The 14,711-nt window shown below is 64.5% G+C and carries 17 protein-coding genes; 6 read left to right on the forward strand and 11 right to left on the reverse strand.

What is annotated here, in order from left to right; all coding sequences use genetic code 11:
• Positions 1-102: 102 nt before the first annotated feature.
• Positions 103-582, forward strand: a complete 480-nt coding sequence (locus Q0Y42_RS07995; RefSeq protein WP_297802101.1) for a Dps family protein — start codon at positions 103-105, stop codon at positions 580-582.
• Positions 583-723: 141 nt separating this feature from the next.
• Positions 724-1,899, forward strand: coding sequence for a cell wall hydrolase (locus tag Q0Y42_RS08000; RefSeq protein WP_297802104.1), 1,176 nt, complete (start codon positions 724-726; stop codon positions 1,897-1,899).
• A 3-nt stretch (positions 1,900-1,902) separates the two neighbouring features.
• Here Q0Y42_RS08000 and Q0Y42_RS08005 read toward each other — a convergent pair whose 3' ends face one another.
• The 9 genes from Q0Y42_RS08005 to Q0Y42_RS08045 all read right to left on the reverse strand — a co-directional run bounded on the left by Q0Y42_RS08005 (position 1,903) and on the right by Q0Y42_RS08045 (position 9,675).
• Positions 1,903-2,193, reverse strand: coding sequence for a hypothetical protein (locus Q0Y42_RS08005; protein ID WP_297802107.1), 291 nt, complete (start codon positions 2,191-2,193; stop codon positions 1,903-1,905).
• Between the two features lie 51 nt (positions 2,194-2,244).
• Positions 2,245-3,219 (reverse strand): thioredoxin-disulfide reductase, encoded by a 975-nt coding sequence (gene trxB, locus Q0Y42_RS08010; RefSeq protein WP_297802110.1) that lies wholly within the window; start codon positions 3,217-3,219, stop codon positions 2,245-2,247.
• A gap of 153 nt (positions 3,220-3,372) precedes the next feature.
• Complete coding sequence (locus tag Q0Y42_RS08015) at positions 3,373-4,911, reverse strand: DUF389 domain-containing protein (RefSeq protein ID WP_297802113.1); 1,539 nt, start codon at positions 4,909-4,911, stop codon at positions 3,373-3,375.
• Between the two features lie 114 nt (positions 4,912-5,025).
• On the reverse strand, positions 5,026-6,021 hold the full coding sequence (locus Q0Y42_RS08020; RefSeq protein ID WP_297802116.1) for a mitochondrial fission ELM1 family protein: 996 nt from the start codon (positions 6,019-6,021) through the stop codon (positions 5,026-5,028).
• Between the two features lie 14 nt (positions 6,022-6,035).
• Positions 6,036-6,509: a transcription elongation factor GreA gene (greA, locus tag Q0Y42_RS08025; protein WP_297802119.1), complete on the reverse strand. Its 474-nt coding sequence runs from the start codon at positions 6,507-6,509 to the stop codon at positions 6,036-6,038.
• A 473-nt stretch (positions 6,510-6,982) separates the two neighbouring features.
• Entirely contained in the window at positions 6,983-7,657 is a 675-nt protein-coding gene (locus tag Q0Y42_RS08030; protein WP_297802121.1) for a glutathione S-transferase, read from the reverse strand.
• Between the two features lie 15 nt (positions 7,658-7,672).
• The gene (locus Q0Y42_RS08035) at positions 7,673-7,897 is read right to left on the reverse strand and encodes a cysteine protease (protein ID WP_297802124.1); all 225 of its coding nucleotides are present in this window, start codon (positions 7,895-7,897) and stop codon (positions 7,673-7,675) included.
• A gap of 84 nt (positions 7,898-7,981) precedes the next feature.
• A complete protein-coding gene (locus Q0Y42_RS08040; RefSeq protein WP_297802127.1) occupies positions 7,982-9,304 on the reverse strand; it encodes an amidohydrolase in 1,323 nt (440 codons plus the stop codon).
• A gap of 98 nt (positions 9,305-9,402) precedes the next feature.
• A complete protein-coding gene (locus Q0Y42_RS08045; RefSeq protein ID WP_297802130.1) occupies positions 9,403-9,675 on the reverse strand; it encodes a DUF1294 domain-containing protein in 273 nt (90 codons plus the stop codon).
• 119 nt (positions 9,676-9,794) lie between these two features.
• Here Q0Y42_RS08045 and Q0Y42_RS08050 point away from each other — a divergent pair, with 119 nt between their 5' ends.
• On the forward strand, positions 9,795-10,058 hold the full coding sequence (locus Q0Y42_RS08050) for a hypothetical protein (protein WP_297802133.1): 264 nt from the start codon (positions 9,795-9,797) through the stop codon (positions 10,056-10,058).
• 105 nt (positions 10,059-10,163) lie between these two features.
• On the forward strand, positions 10,164-10,592 hold the full coding sequence (locus tag Q0Y42_RS08055) for a hypothetical protein (RefSeq protein WP_297802136.1): 429 nt from the start codon (positions 10,164-10,166) through the stop codon (positions 10,590-10,592).
• A gap of 7 nt (positions 10,593-10,599) precedes the next feature.
• Here Q0Y42_RS08055 and Q0Y42_RS08060 read toward each other — a convergent pair whose 3' ends face one another.
• Positions 10,600-11,058, reverse strand: a complete 459-nt coding sequence (locus Q0Y42_RS08060; protein ID WP_366108205.1) for an Lrp/AsnC family transcriptional regulator — start codon at positions 11,056-11,058, stop codon at positions 10,600-10,602.
• Positions 11,059-11,124: 66 nt separating this feature from the next.
• Between Q0Y42_RS08060 and Q0Y42_RS08065 the strand changes: the two genes are divergently transcribed.
• A complete protein-coding gene (locus Q0Y42_RS08065) occupies positions 11,125-11,439 on the forward strand; it encodes a cupin (RefSeq protein ID WP_297802139.1) in 315 nt (104 codons plus the stop codon).
• Positions 11,440-11,464: 25 nt separating this feature from the next.
• Positions 11,465-11,866 carry a hypothetical protein gene (locus tag Q0Y42_RS08070; protein WP_297802142.1) on the forward strand — a complete coding sequence of 134 codons (402 nt, stop codon included), beginning with the start codon at positions 11,465-11,467 and terminating at the stop codon, positions 11,864-11,866.
• A gap of 186 nt (positions 11,867-12,052) precedes the next feature.
• Here the strand turns inward: Q0Y42_RS08070 and carB are convergent.
• Positions 12,053-14,711: carbamoyl-phosphate synthase large subunit (gene carB / locus Q0Y42_RS08075; RefSeq protein ID WP_297802145.1), on the reverse strand; the 2,659-nt coding region annotated here is incomplete at its 5' end.

A 14,711-nucleotide genomic window follows, 5' to 3' on the forward strand; every position in this document is an offset into this window, starting at 1 on the left:
AGGTCAATTGATGCCAAAAATCATCGTTGCGGCCTTAAAGACGGGGGCATTGCCCCCCATATTATAAGCGTAACCCCAGATCTCCCATTTCAGGACGTGGACATGACCCAGACGATCGATACCGACTTTACCGATGCACAGCGCGAGGCCGTCGCGCGCGAACTCTCGAAGGTGCTGGCGGACAGCTATGCGATCTATCTGAAGACCCATGGCTATCACTGGAATGTACGCGGGCCGGAGTTCTTCAGCCTGCACGGCCTGTTCCAGCAGCAGTACACCGAAATCTGGGGTGCGCTGGACGATATCGCCGAGCGTATCCGTGCCTTGGGTGAGCTGGCCCCGCAGTCGGCCTCGGCCTTCGGCAATCTGACCTCGATTCACGATGGCGATGCCGAGAAGTCGGCCAATGACATGCTGGCCGAGCTGATCCGCGACCATGGCGTGGTGGTGCGTACCGCACGCCAAGCGCTGAAGGTGGCCGAAGAGGCGGGCGATGAATCGACCGTCGATCTGATGACCCAGCGTCTGGCTGCCCACGAAAAGGCCGCATGGATGCTGCGTTCCAGCCTTGGCAACCGCTAAGGTCGGGACAATCGGGTGAGGGGAACTCCAACCCTCACCAAACCTTAATGCTGGCGTCCGAAAACAGCCGGATTGCCTGCCTAAGGGGCAGGTGTCCGGTGGTTTCCGGACGCTTTTCTGATTGAAAAGGCTGCCTTAAGCTTGAACGCCATCCGACTGAAACCTCAGGGCTCGACCGCTGGACCGCGCAAACGCGCGGCGGTTCCGGTTGCCGTGGGGGCGGGGGCGGCCTTGGTGGTGGCGCTGCTGTCGGGTGTGGTGGCCCGCTCTGAGGCCCGCCATGATGCGGCGCGGACGGCGGAGGCTGTCGCCGAGGCTGCGGGCGGTCGGTATGACGAGATCGGTCTGAGCCGCGTGATGGCGCGCCTGGACGGGGCACAGTTGTCGGTGGCGCTGCGTCATGATCCGGCGATGCGGGGCGGGGTGATGCTGCCCGGACTGACGCCGGGGTGGAGCAATCTGAGACTGGGCGGCAAGCCCGATCCGTTCGCCATGGCATCGGGTCTGGAGGCCTTGCGGCTGAATGCGGCGGAGGCGGGGGATGCGGTGGTCGTGGCCGCGCCCGTGTTCCGCTTTACGCCCCAGAGCGCCGATGATCGCAGGCGGGCACTGCGCTGCCTGACGCAGGCTGTCTATTACGAGGCGGCGCTGGAGCCCGATGAGGGGCAGGCGGCGGTGGCGCAGGTGGTGCTGAACCGCGTGCGTGATCCCAACTATCCGAACTCGATCTGTGGCGTCGTCTATCAGGGGGCCGAGCGCAATACGGGGTGCCAGTTCACCTTTACCTGTGACGGCTCGCTGGGGCGTACGCCTATCGGTTGGGCATGGACCCGCGCGCAGAAGGTGGCCGAGCGGGCGCTGGCCGGTGGTGTGGCCGCCAAGGTGGGATCGGCGACCCACTATCATGCCGACTACGTGCGCCCGTGGTGGGCCCCAAGTCTGGCCAAGGTTTCGCAGGTCGGGGCGCATATCTTCTATCGCTGGCAGGGGGCGGCCGGATCGGTGGCGTCCCTGACATCAGCCTATTCGGGACGCGAGCCTGTGATTGACGAGGCCCGTTTCGCGCGGCCGCGCGATGTCCTGCCGACGGGACCGGATGTCGAGGTCGCCGGACTGGATACCGGTCTGAGCAACGAGATGATTGCGGCGGGCAACCGCGCCGTCGAGTTCGAGGGCACGACCAAGATTGTGGGTGCCCCTAGCCTTGGTGGACGTCGTCAGCCGACGGCCAAGGAGATCGCTGACATCAACGAACGCCTGAAGGCGTTTGAAGAGGGGCGGGCGGCTCCGGCTACCGCAGCGACGCCCGAGGGCTGAGGCCTATTTCAGCCGGGCCGCGTGCGCGTCGGGGAGGACGCGGCGGGTGAGGTATTCGGACTGGAAGGCGCGTTCTTCTTCACTGAAGGGGATGTCGGTCACGCCTTCAACGGGTTTGTAGGTGCCCCAGTCGTAGTGGTCGTAATAGACCTGTCCGGCCTCGTTCGGGGTTGAGGCGTAGAAGGCTTTGACGAAGCGGGCGTCGGGTTCGCGCATGGCATCGGCCTGAGCGCTGACGGGCACGCACTCCATGCTGTCGTCGGTTTCCCAGATTTCAAACAGGATCGTGGCCATCGGACACCTTTGCCGTAAAGAAAAAGGCCGCTCCGAAGAGCGGCCCGTTTGTTATGCGGCCTGAGCTTTCTTGTGGTCTTCCTCGGCGAGGAAGCGGCCTGCCTCCAGGGCGGCCATACAGCCCATGCCGGCGGCAGTGACGGCCTGACGGTAGACGTCGTCGGTCACGTCGCCTGCGGCATAGACGCCTTCGATGGCGGTCTTGGGCGTGCCGGGCTGGACGACGATATAGCCGCCTTCCTTGGTTTCCAGCTGGCCCGCGAACAGTTCGGACGAGGGGGCGTGGCCGATGGCGATGAAGACGCCGTCAGCCTCGATTTCAGACAGCTCGCCCGTGACGGTGTTCTTGAGGCGCACGCCGGTGACGTTCTTCGCGAAGCCGTCCACGACGCCGAGGATTTCCTCGACGGCGCTGTTCCACACGATGTTGACCTTGGGATGGGCGAACAGGCGTTCCTGCAGGATCTTTTCCGAGCGCAGGGTGTCGCGGCGGTGGACCAGCGTGACGCTCTCGGCGAAATTGGTAAGGAAGAGGGCCTCTTCCACGGCGGTGTTGCCGCCGCCGACCACGACAACCTTCTTGCCGCGATAGAAGAAGCCGTCGCAGGTGGCGCAGGCGGAGACGCCGAAGCCCTGATAGGCGGCTTCGGATTCCAGACCCAGCCATTTGGCCTGAGCGCCCGTCGAGATGATGACGGTTTCGGCGAGGATTTCGGTGCCGCTATCCAGCGTCAGGCGGAAGGGGCGCTGTGACAGGTCGGCCTTGGTCACGATGTCGTGGATGACCTCGGTGCCGACGTGCTCGGCCTGTTCCTGCATCTGTTGCATCAGCCACGGACCCTGAATGGTCTCAGCGAAGCCCGGATAGTTTTCCACGTCGGTGGTGATGGTCAGCTGGCCACCCGGCTGGATGCCGGCGATCACAACGGGATTGAGCGAGGCGCGGGCGGCATAGATGGCGGCGGTCCAGCCAGCGGGGCCGGAGCCGATGATGGCGACGCGAACGGTACGGGCTTCTTGGGTCATGGGCCGTATTTAGAGGGTGATTCTGGCTTTCGCTACGGCAGAAACGGCGCAGGCAAAAGGTTACGGTGACTTTGTCATCCGGAATGGCCCGCCCGCACCGTTGCTCCGATCGAGGCCCGCACGGAACGGAGCAGGCTCCGTGCGGGCGATCGGTCAGGGTAGGAGGCGAATGCGCGCGAGATCCGTGTCGCCGTTCTCACATTGGCTGCGTGGGGAGGGGCGGACCACGATGCCGGCAGCGGAAAGTTCTTCAAGGAAGACCTTGCCCCGATCGGTGGTCGCCGCTTCTTCGTTTTCGCGGGCCTCAAGTGTGATTTCCTGCGGCTGGCACAGGGAGATCGTGGGCGATGCCTGCCACCGGTGCATGGCCCACAGGGCGCGCTGTCGTGCGGACCTGTCCGCCAACGGCACGGCGTCCAACGGCGAGAGTGGAGGGATCACGCGGACGTCCACGCCCTCGAACCTCTGGCGAAGGGCAGCTTCCAGCGCATAGGCGGCCTTCAGGTCCAGGCCCGTGCTGGCGGAGAGCGGAATGACGGCCTTGCCGCCTTCGGCGTCCAGCAGGACCCCTTGGGTGTCAAAGGGCACGGCATCGGCGAGGCGGCGCGCCAGAGCGTTGCGTGGATCGATTGTCGGGCTGGGGGCGATGGATCGGCTGGCGGATGGATCGGCGACAACCAACTGGTCGACCTTGACGTTGACCGGAACGTGAAGGGCGGCGGTCAGGCGGTCCTGAAGGCGGGTTTGGGCATCGGCAACCATCTGGCGGGTCGAGACGAGGGTCCAGACATTGACCTGCTTGCCATCTGCTCGGGCCTCGAGCTGGGTAATGCGCGAGTCGTAGTCGGCGAATATCTGTTCGACGGCCAGGCGGGTCTCGGCCGTGGCGCGGCTTTCAAGCGCGATGGCGCGCAGAGAGAATCCGAGCGGGATGGCCAGAAGCAGGAAGGCCACGATCACGGCTATGCCGCGCCAAGGGGCCGGACGCTCCAGCAGACGGGGGTGGAAGCCGTAGAAGCCGGCGGTCACGGTCGCCGCCAGTGCGATGGCGACGAGGTTGGTCATGAACAGGAAGAAGGCACCACCCGCGATATGCCAGTCGGCGGTGCCGATGCCGAAGCCGACCGTCACCACGGGCGGCATCAGGGCGGTGGCGATGGCGACGCCGATGATGGTGTCGCCGCGCTGGCGGATAACTGCATAGGCCCCCGCCACACCCGAGAAGACGGCGATCAGCAGGTCAAAGAAATTGGGCCGTGTGCGGGCTATGATTTCGGCTGTCGGTTCCTTGAGGGGGGACAGCAGTACCAGAAGGACGGCCACGAACAGCGCGACCCCGACACCGACGACAATGGCACCGAGGGATTGTTTCAGTTCGGCAAAGTCGAGCAGCGCCAGAGAAAAACCGAGCGCGACGATAGGGCCCATCATCGGCGACACCAGCATCGCCCCGATGACCACGGCCGGCGAGTTGAGCATCAGGCCCAGCGCCGCGATAGACGCCGAGATGACGGTCATCATCAGATAGCGGCCTGTGATGCCGCCGTTTTCATAGACGGCGTCGGCGGTGGCGTCGTGTTCGACGCCGAGGCGGGCCCGCGCGATCGTTCGCAGGATAAGACCGCGCGTCTCGCGGATGGTGCTGGATGGCTTGGATTCTGGCTCGCCCGTGGGCGTGGTAGGCGTGGACATGCCCGATATTTCCCCGACTGAAACAGGGTGGAGTAACCCCTTCGGTACAGCGATGTTCCCTTCGAACCGCCGTGATTTCGAATCGTATGCCGTATCAGGGCTTAACGTCGGGTTCTATCGGCGAAGACGGCGCAGGATTTCCAGCGCGGCGCGACGGGTCTCGGCCAGCGGTTCATAGGTCCAGTCGGGCAGGGTGCCGTCGAAGGGGCGGCTGGCACCGCGGGCCTGTAGGGCGGCGTGCAGGCGTTTGAACTTGGTCTGGGGTTTGAGCGGGACCATGGGCAGGATGTGGACCGGCTTGCCCGTCGAGGCGGCCTCGGTGGCCATGTTGGCGCTGTCCTCGGTGACGAGGATGTGGTCGGCGTAGTGCAGGAAGGCGAAGAGCGGGTTCTCGCCTGCGCCGTCCCAGATGATGCCGGGCAGGGTGGAGAGGCGCTGGGTCATGATGGTCTGGGCCATCAGGGGGGTGCGGCGCGAGAAGGTGACCAGAAGCGCGCCGCCCAACTCCTCGACCGTCTCGGCGATCAGGTCCGCGAGGATGGCGGCGTGGTCAAGCGTCAGGTCGAAGGCCTTGGAGGTGCCGCCGATCATCACGGCAACGCGCGGATGGGGCAGGGCCTCGATCTGTTTGGCAAAGGCGGGGGCGGCGTCGGCCAGCTTTTGCGGGGTGATGCGGTGGGGGCTGCCCAGAATGGACAGGACATTGGGGCCGGTGACGCCGTCGTGCTCGGGGGCGACGATCAGGTCATAGGCACTGTTCTTCCAGCGCGGGTCCTGGGTCTGGACGACGAAGGTCTTGCCCTTGGAGGCGGCCTTGATGCGGACGGACAGGGGCAGGGTGGCGCGGCCCGTGGCGATCCAGACGTCGGGATGCGGTGTCTTTTTCAGCAGGCCGTCGCCGTGCTCCAGCATCCACGGCTGTTTCATGGCAGAGGGCAGGCGGTCGAACATCGGCTTCCAGCGGATGTGGAAGCGCGTGATTTCGGCAGGGGTTTCGGCGGCGATGGCTTCGGCAAGGCCGAGCGACTGGTTCTCGATGCCCGCGCGACCGTCGGAGACGACCCAGATGGAAAGAGGGCGCGTAGCCGTGCCACGCGCCCCTGAATCCATTGAAGGTGTGGAGCTTACTTCCACTCGACCTTGAGGATTTCGTAGCCCTTCACACCACCCGGGGTGTTCACCTCGACCACATCGCCGACCTCTTTCGAGATCAGGGCGCGGGCGATCGGGGAAGAGATCGAAATCTTGCGGGCCTTCACGTCGGCCTCGTCGTCGCCGACGATCTTGTAGAAGGACTCTTCTTCGGTGTCCTCGTCCACGAGGTGGACGGTGGCGCCGAATTTCACCACGTCACCCGACAGTTTCGACACGTCGATCACCTGGGCGCGGGACAGCTTGTCCTCGATCTCGGCGATGGAGCCTTCGATCCAGCCCTGGCGTTCCTTGGCGGCGTGATACTCGGCGTTTTCCGAGAGGTCGCCGTGCTCGCGGGCTTCGGCGATGGCAGCAATAACAGCCGGCCGCTCGACCGACTTCAGTTGCTTCAGTTGATCGTCGAGGGCGCGATAGCCCTCAGCCGTCATCGGCACTTTTTCCATTGTGTCGTGAGTTTCTTGCTACGCCCGAAGACAGATGAAAGAGATATTCCGGTACGCCTGCGGCCACGGGGCGTTGCATGACCGGGGGCTGAGAAGCTAGGCCAAAACCTTTGAAAGTCAAGATGGCTGTTCAGTTGGCGCAGGGCGTCAGCCTCGCGCACCGGCATTATATCACCGGGTTCGGCGATGTTGCCAATGGCCTGGGTGCGGGGTTTTTCGTTCTTCCATCCAGCGCTGGGCCATGGGTTTGATCCACGCACAGGTCGAGACCAGCACGCTGGCGGTGAAGGCCAGTCCGATCAGCAGGCATGCGGTCGACAGGTGGGACAGGCCGTGGGCCATGAACGCAAACAAAAAGGCGAGCGCCGCGGCGAGGACCGCGATGGAAGGTGGAGGACATTTGGGCATAAGCCAAAAACGGTGGCCTCAGCCTAATGGTTTCATTTGCTTAAGCTTGAAGCCGGAGGGTGTGGCTATCGTGCAGCGTAGGCATAATCGCCGCCGCGCTGCAGCGCGCGCTGATAGGCCGGACGGGCGTGGATGGCCTTGAGGTAGGCGGCGCTGGCGGGATAGCGGGTGGTGTCCAGCCCCCGTGCGGCGGCGGCTTCCAAGGCGAAGCTCATCATGATGTCGGCGGCAGAGAAGGTGTTGCCGACGAACCAGCCGCCCTTGGCCAGAGAGGTCTCGATGAAGTCGAAATGGGTGGCCAGCTGCGGGTTGATGAAGCCGCTCATGGCCTTGTTCGAGATGGCACGCACAATGGGGCGCATCAGGGCAGGGGCGCGCACGGGAAGCTGGCTGAATACCAATTTGAGCAGAAGCGGCGGCATGGCCGAGCCTTCGGCGTAGTGGAGCCAGAAGGTGAAGTCGCGCCGCGCCGGGAACCCTTGCGGCGGGCGCAGATGGCCGCCGCGATCATAGGTGACGAGAAGGTATTCGAAGATGGCGCCTGTCTCGACGAGGGTGATGTCGTCGTCTTGAAGGATGGGGGCCTTGCCCAACGGATGGAGCGCCTTGAGCGAGGCGGGAGCCAGCATGGTGGCCGGATCCCGTTCATAGCGTTTGATGTCGTATTCGACCCCGAGTTCCTCGAGGAGCCACAGCAGACGTTGGGAGCGGGAGTCTGCGAGGTGGTGGACGAGGATCATCGGGGTCTCCGGTGGTTAGATCAGCTTCTTGGGTCGACGACGCGGATAGGCCCCATAGGTGCCGTTCGGCGGGGAACCGGCGGGCGCATTGACCTTGGGGCCTTTGGATTTCTGATAGTTACGCCACAGTTCCCAAGCCCCGAGGGCCAAGGCGAGTTTGCCGGCATGACGGCCAGCGATGCGGCGGGTGCCGCGAGACAGAACCAGACCGCCGATAAGCGGCAGAAGACGCATCAACATGGCATTCCCTTTTGTGGACCCGAGGTCTGAAGGGATAACGGCGCGGGGTGAGCGATGGTTCACCCCGCGCCGTCGGCTGAACGCTTACTCGGCACCCTTGAACAGCGCCTCGGCCGAGACGACCGTGGCTTCGACACCGGCGATGATCGAGGCTTCGGGGTCGATACGGAACAGGGGCGAGTGGTGCGGTGGCGGCGTGTCCTTGAGGTCTTCGGGCAGACCTCCGACGGCGAAGATCACCGCCTTGATGCCGTGTTCGGGCGCGCCATAGAAGGCGAAGTCCTCGGCCCCCATGCCTTGGCGCGGGATGTTGACCACGCGGTCGTTGCCGAGTTGCGCGGCGATGGCGGTGCGCATGCGGCTGGCGGTTTCGGTGTGGTTGATGGTGGGCGGGGTCGACTCGGTCGGCGAGCGGACGACCACGGGCAGCAGGTGTTCCGGCACGTTCAGGGCCATGGCCGTGTGCTGGGCCACGCGCTCGATGCCGTCGAGCAGGGTGTCGCGCACCGCATAGGAATCCGAGCGGACGGTGAGCTGCAGGTCGACTTCCTCGGGGATGATGTTGTGCTTGGTGCCGCCGTGGATCGAGCCGACGGTGACGACCGCACCTTGCAGAGGGTCGGTTTCGCGGCTGCGCAGGGTTTGCAGATTGCTGATGATCTGGGCGGCGACGACGACCGGATCGACCGTCATGTGCGGGGCGGCACCGTGGCCGCCGACGCCGCGCACCTTGATGTCCACGCTGTCGGCGCTGGAATAGGCGATGTCCTGCGGAACCCAGACGGTGCCGCGCGGCAGGCCCGAGGCAACGTGGAAGCCGATGGCATATTCAGGCTTGGGGAAGCGGGTGAACAGGCCGTCCTGAATCATGGCGCGGGCCCCCTCGACGCGCTCTTCGGCGGGCTGGGCGATCAGGACGAGGGTGCCGGACCAGTTGGCCTTGCGCGCGGCCATCTGGCGGGCGGTGCCGATCAGGGCGGTGATGTGGGTGTCATGGCCGCAGGCGTGCATGACGAATTTCTCGACACCGTCGCGGTCCACCTGACGGGCGCGGGACGGGTTGGGGGCGCCGGAGCGTTCCTCGATCGGCAGACCGTCCATGTCGGCGCGGATCAGGACCGTGGTGCCCGGGCCGTTTTCCAGAACAGCGACGACGCCGGTGCCGCCGACGTTCTCGGTCACGGTATAGCCGAGGGCGCGAAGCTCGGCCGCCATGCGGGCTGCAGTCTGGACTTCGGAGCCGGAGAGTTCGGGATTGCGGTGGAAGTGGTCGAACAGCTGGCCAAGGTTGGCTTGGTAGTCAGCGCGGACGGCAGCCCCCAGTGCGCTGTCACCGGCGAGGGACGGCGATGCCGTGAACGCCAGACCCGCGCAGGCGCTGGCCAATAGAAGCTTGTGAAAACGCATGGAAGCCCTCCCGTGAATAATACTTCGCAGGGCAGACTATAGAGGCAACGGCGTTCGGCAAGATGGAAAGTCTGCCGTAAGGTTTCAGTCCGGCCCGCTCAGGCCAGCAAGGTGACGAAGAAGCAGACGGCCACGATGTGGATCAGGGCCATGATCTCTGCATAGCGGCGGAAGGGCTGTTTGCGGGTCTTGTGTTTGAACAGGGTGCTGGCCCCCATGGCCCCCATACCGCCGAACAGGGTCAGGGCCAGAAGATGGCTTTCGCTGGTGCGGCGCTCATTGCGGACGGCGGCGACCTTGTCGAAGCCGAAGGCCAGAAAGGCCCAGAGGTTGGCAAGGGCGATGAAGCCGAGAAACAGCAGAAGGGGCATGGGCCAGGACGCCGAGAATGGGCTCGAATTAAGCGTTGCGGTAACAGTCCCGTAACGTTGGGTGACAATTGACGCAACTGTACGGAGCGACGCGACGTTTATGGGGCGAAGGAGGCCCCATGTCATTCACTCAACTGAACCCTACAGTCCCCGTCTATGTGATCGGTAAAGGCCCGGGTTATGCGGTGGGTGTGATCGATTATGGACAGGAGCATAATCTGATCTGGGTCACGGCGATCAATGAGACGGGCGAGATATGGTGTGCGCCCAATCCCAAGGTGCGGATGGACTCCAATTGGACCATGGGCAGGCCCAAGTCCAAGGCGGCAACCGAGGACGATGCGCTGCGCAAGGTCGAAAAGGCCGGTGATGCGGCGTGTTGAGGTGATTGCGTTTAACCGCTATCCAATTGGCCGATAAACGGGTCGCGGGCGGTCTGGCGGATGTTCGTCAGGGTGCTGCGGGGCGTTGGGCGCGGAGAAGCTGTTATGGCCAAACCAGTGAAAATGGGTCTTGTGGTCGGTCTTGCGGCGCTGGCGGCGGCGGGTTGTTCGCGCGGTGGCGGCGAGAAGGTCCACGAGCGCGTGGCCTCGCCCGATGGCAAGATGGAAGCCGTGTTGATGACCTGCTCCATGCCCGGTGACGCCAAGGTCATGCTGGTGACGGGCGCTGTGTTTGCGGACAAGGGCAAGGGCTGTGGCGACGTCGAGAAACAGGCGTTGACCAGTGTCTGGGTGTCCTCGCCGCTGGAAGGCGATGGGCCGCTGGCCAGTGTGGCGTGGGCCGATGGCAAGGCGGTGTTCAGCTTTGACGGCGACCGCAATGTGGTGACCCGACATGCCCAGGCCGGTGCGCCGCTGGACCTGATTGCGGTGCGCGGCGAGTTTCCTGAAGCCGATATCGCCGAGGGCGGCTGATCCCGTTCTATCGCGCGGGGCGATATCGCCGCAGGATGATCTGGCAGTGACTGTCCGAGATCAGGGGCGAGGCCGCGACCGCGTCATTGAGCGCGGACAGATGGGCGTGCGTGGGCAGGGTGATGTGAGCCAGCGCGTCCCAGTCTCCCGAGAGGGAATAGACGGCTGTCGTCCCCTGTAGATGGTCCAGCCATTCGAGCGCCTTGTCGCAGGGGCGCTCGGTGATCCTCACCCAAAGCACGGCATGGACGCCCGCCGCGTCCGGATCGCCGATGTCGGCGTGGTAGCCACGGATGGTGCCGTTGTCCTCCATAGCCTTGATGCGTGACTGGACCGCCTGACGCGACAAGCCAATGCGCTCGCCGATCGCGCTGGCGGTGATGCGGGCATCGGCCTGTAGCAGGGCGAGGATGCGTTGGTTGGTCAGATCAGGTGTCGTCGACGTACAGCGATATGCAACGCGAATCGGGCGTTCTGCAAAGTGAAGCTTTGGTCACGACGTGGGATATCGCGGCATCGAAAGGATGTTGCGATGAGACTGGTCAAAGCCAAGGCTTTCAAGGCGGACAGGGCGTGGGGATCGGACCTGTTGGAGGTGTTTGAGGGGCGGACCTCGGTCAAGCTGCATTGGACGGATGCGCCGTTCGTCTGGCATGCCAATGACGGGCCGGAGGTTCTGGCGGTCATGGACGGGGTGATCGACATGCACGTCCGCAGGGAGGGGCGCGAAGAGGTGATCCGTATGGAGGCGGGTGACCTGATGCATTTCGAGGATGGCGACGAGCATGTGGCCCATCCGGTTGGCGAGGCGCGCTTGCTGGTCGTGGAACACGTCGATAGCCTCTGACATCGAGGCAGGTACGGGAAGAGATATGAGGCTGTGGGGTGTTGTGGCGGGCGTCGGGCTGTTGGTGGCGGCATGTTCGCCTGCCAAGGAGCAGGTCGTGACCCGTCTGTCGTCGATGGATGGCCGCTATGAGGCGGTGCTGATGGTCTGCCAGCAGCCGTCGGACCGGACGCAGCAGGAGCTTTTGGTCGCGGTGTTCAAGGACAAGGGGCGCGGTTGCGACAAGCCCTTTGTCGATGCGGTGAGGGCGGTCACGCTGAGCCATCCAAAGGACTATGCGGAGGCGACGGCCTCTATCCGGTGGGAGGGAGAGGCGCTGGTCGTGGATTCAGATAGGCCACGGCAGTTTCTGGCGGGCTTTGCGACGCCGCAAGGCGGGCCCGATATCCAACTGGGACGCAATATCAGCGTGGACGTGGTGCGCTAACCCAGCCCTCAAGCCGTGAGCCTCCGCGAGGCGAACGTAGGGCGACTTAACAAAGCCCCTCAAGCCGTGAGGCTCCGCGAGGCGAACGTAGGGCAGAGATCATGCCCTCAAGCAGTGAGCGCCCGCGGCGCGAACGTAGGGCACAAAAAAACCCCCGATGGCGAAGCCGTCGGGGGTTCTTTTGTCTTAGTTATAAGACTGAATGGGGCGGACATCCATTTCGCCGTTGCGGATGGCCTTGATGGCCTTGGCGGCGGCGATGGCTCCGTAGGCCGTCGTGTAATAGGGCAGCTTCATCATCAGGGCCGTGCGGCGGATGGCGAAGCTGTCGGCCAGAGCCTGCTTGCCTTCGGTGGTGTTGAAGACCAGCTGGATCTCGCCGTTCTTCATCGCGTCGACGATGTTCGGGCGGCCTTCCAGCACCTTCTTGACCAGACCGACTTCCAGACCTTGTTCGGTCAGGTAGGCGTGGGTGCCAGCGGTGGCGACGACCTTGAAGCCTTGTTCCAGCAGGGTCTTCACCGCGTCGAGGATGAAGGCCTTGTCGGCGTCCTTGACCGAGACGAAGGCGGTGCCTTCGGTCGGCAGGATGGTGCCGCCGCCGGTCTGGGCCTTGGCGAAGGCGCGGGCGAAGGCCGGAGCGAGGTCGGCTTCGCCGTCACGCTTCCAGTCCAGACCCATGACTTCGCCGGTCGAGCGCATTTCCGGGCCAAGCACCGTGTCGACGCCGGCGAAGCGGGCGAACGGGAAGACGGCTTCCTTGACGGCGATGTGGTCCAGTTCCTTGTCGACCAGACCGAAGGAGGCGAGCTTCTCACCGGCCATGACCTTGGCGGCGATGGCGGCGATCGGCTGGCCGATGGTCTTGGCGACGAACGGGGCGGTACGCGAGGCGCGCGGGTTCACTTCCAGCACGAAGATGCGCGGGTTGTCGCTGTGCGGCTCTTCGATGGCGAACTGGACGTTCATCAGGCCGCGCACCTTGAGGGCCTTGGCCATCTCGGTGGTCTGGCGCTTCAGCTCGGCCACGATGGCGGGCGAGAGCGAGTGCGGCGGCATCGAGCAGGCCGAGTCGCCCGAGTGGACGCCCGCTTCCTCGATGTGTTCCAGAACGCCAGCCACGAAGACGGTCTCGTCGTCGCACAGGGCGTCGACGTCCACCTCGGTGGCGCGGTTCAGATAGTGGTCGATCAGGACGGGGTCATCGCCCGAGACGCGCATGGCTTCGCCGACGTAGCGGTCGAGGCCCTCGCGGTCGTGGACGATCATCATGCCGCGGCCGCCCAGAACGTAGGATGGGCGCAGGACGACGGGATAGCCGACTTCCTCGGCCTTTTGAGCGGCTTCTTCAGCCGAGCGGGCCAGAGCGTTCGGCGGCTGTTGCAGGCCGATGGCTTGCAGCATCTGCTGGAAGCGCTCGCGGTCTTCGGCGAGGTCGATGGAGTCGACCGAGGTGCCGAGGACGGGGATGTTGTCTTCCTGCAGGGCCTTGGCCAGCTTCAGCGGGGTTTGGCCGCCAAACTGGACGACGCAGCCGATCAGCTCGCCCTTGGAGCGTTCGACCTCGATCAGCTCCAGCACGTCTTCAGCCGTCAGCGGCTCGAAATACAGACGGTCGGAGGTGTCGTAGTCGGTCGAAACCGTTTCCGGGTTGCAGTTGACCATGATGCTTTCGACGTTGATGTCGTGGAAAGCAAAGGCGGCGTGGACGCAGCAGTAGTCGAACTCGATACCTTGACCGATACGGTTGGGGCCACCGCCGAGGATGATCGCCTTCTTGCGGTCCGAGACGTCGGCCTCACAGGCCGGAACCTGACCGAGGATGCCGGTCTCGTAGGTCGAGTACATGTAGGCGGTCGCCGAGGAGAATTCGGCGGCGCAGGTGTCGATGCGCTTGAAGACCGGACGCACTTCGAGGGCGCGGCGGGCGTGACGGACGTCCTTCTCGGTCTTGCCGGTGAGGGCGGCGAGACGGGCGTCCGAGAAGCCCTTGGACTTCAGGCGGCGGAACTCGGTGGCATCGGTCGGCAGGCCCTGAACGCGGACGTGGCCTTCGGTGCGGATGATGTCGGCGATCTGGCGCAGGAACCACGGCTCATACGAACAAGCGGCGTGGACTTCCTCGACGGTCAGGCCGTGGCGGAAGGCTTGTGCGATGACGCGGATGCGGTCCGGCGTCGGCTGGCCCAGGGCGCGGATGACGGCGGCCTTGATGGCGGCGTCGTCCTCGGTGCCGACGGTGCCTTCGATCTCGACCTCGTCAAAGCCCGAGAGGCCGGTTTCGAGGCCGCGCAGGGCCTTTTGCATCGATTCCTGGAAGGTACGGCCGATGGCCATGACCTCGCCCACCGACTTCATGGCGGTGGTCAGCGACGGTTCCGAGCCCGGATATTTCTCGAAGGCGAAGCGCGGGATCTTGGTGACGACATAGTCGATCGACGGCTCGAACGAGGCCGGGGTGACCTTGGTGATGTCGTTTTGCAGCTCGTCGAGGGTGTAGCCCACGGCCAGCTTGGCGGCGACCTTGGCGATGGGGAAGCCGGTGGCCTTGGAGGCCAGAGCCGAGGAGCGCGACACACGCGGGTTCATCTCGATGACGACCATGCGGCCGTCCTTGGGGTTGATGGCCCACTGGACGTTCGAGCCGCCGGTTTCGACGCCGATCTCGCGCAGGACGTTGATCGAGCCGGTCCGCATGCGCTGATATTCTTTGTCGGTCAGCGTCAGAGCCGGAGCGACGGTGATCGAGTCGCCCGTGTGGACGCCCATCGGGTCGATGTTTTCGATCGAGCAGATGATGATGCAGTTGTCCGCCTTGTCGCGGACGACTTCCATTTCATACTCT

Origin of the sequence: uncultured Brevundimonas sp., assembly GCF_947305955.1 — a bacterium.
In the GTDB taxonomy this organism is placed as follows: Bacteria; Pseudomonadota; Alphaproteobacteria; order Caulobacterales; family Caulobacteraceae; genus Brevundimonas.

Coding starts and splice junctions, on each gene's coding strand:
- Q0Y42_RS08055 (WP_297802136.1), top strand. CDS start 10,164: ATGGCCAAACCAGTGAAAATGGGTCTTGTGGTCGGTCTTGCGGCGCTG.
- Q0Y42_RS07995 (WP_297802101.1), top strand. CDS start 103: ATGACCCAGACGATCGATACCGACTTTACCGATGCACAGCGCGAGGCC.
- Q0Y42_RS08040 (WP_297802127.1), bottom strand. CDS start 9,304: ATGCGTTTTCACAAGCTTCTATTGGCCAGCGCCTGCGCGGGTCTGGCG.
- Q0Y42_RS08045 (WP_297802130.1), bottom strand. CDS start 9,675: ATGCCCCTTCTGCTGTTTCTCGGCTTCATCGCCCTTGCCAACCTCTGG.
- Q0Y42_RS08035 (WP_297802124.1), bottom strand. CDS start 7,897: ATGTTGATGCGTCTTCTGCCGCTTATCGGCGGTCTGGTTCTGTCTCGC.
- Q0Y42_RS08070 (WP_297802142.1), top strand. CDS start 11,465: ATGAGGCTGTGGGGTGTTGTGGCGGGCGTCGGGCTGTTGGTGGCGGCA.
- greA (WP_297802119.1), bottom strand. CDS start 6,509: ATGGAAAAAGTGCCGATGACGGCTGAGGGCTATCGCGCCCTCGACGAT.
- trxB (WP_297802110.1), bottom strand. CDS start 3,219: ATGACCCAAGAAGCCCGTACCGTTCGCGTCGCCATCATCGGCTCCGGC.
- Q0Y42_RS08030 (WP_297802121.1), bottom strand. CDS start 7,657: ATGATCCTCGTCCACCACCTCGCAGACTCCCGCTCCCAACGTCTGCTG.
- Q0Y42_RS08065 (WP_297802139.1), top strand. CDS start 11,125: ATGAGACTGGTCAAAGCCAAGGCTTTCAAGGCGGACAGGGCGTGGGGA.
- Q0Y42_RS08015 (WP_297802113.1), bottom strand. CDS start 4,911: ATGTCCACGCCTACCACGCCCACGGGCGAGCCAGAATCCAAGCCATCC.
- Q0Y42_RS08020 (WP_297802116.1), bottom strand. CDS start 6,021: ATGGATTCAGGGGCGCGTGGCACGGCTACGCGCCCTCTTTCCATCTGG.
- Q0Y42_RS08050 (WP_297802133.1), top strand. CDS start 9,795: ATGTCATTCACTCAACTGAACCCTACAGTCCCCGTCTATGTGATCGGT.
- Q0Y42_RS08005 (WP_297802107.1), bottom strand. CDS start 2,193: ATGGCCACGATCCTGTTTGAAATCTGGGAAACCGACGACAGCATGGAG.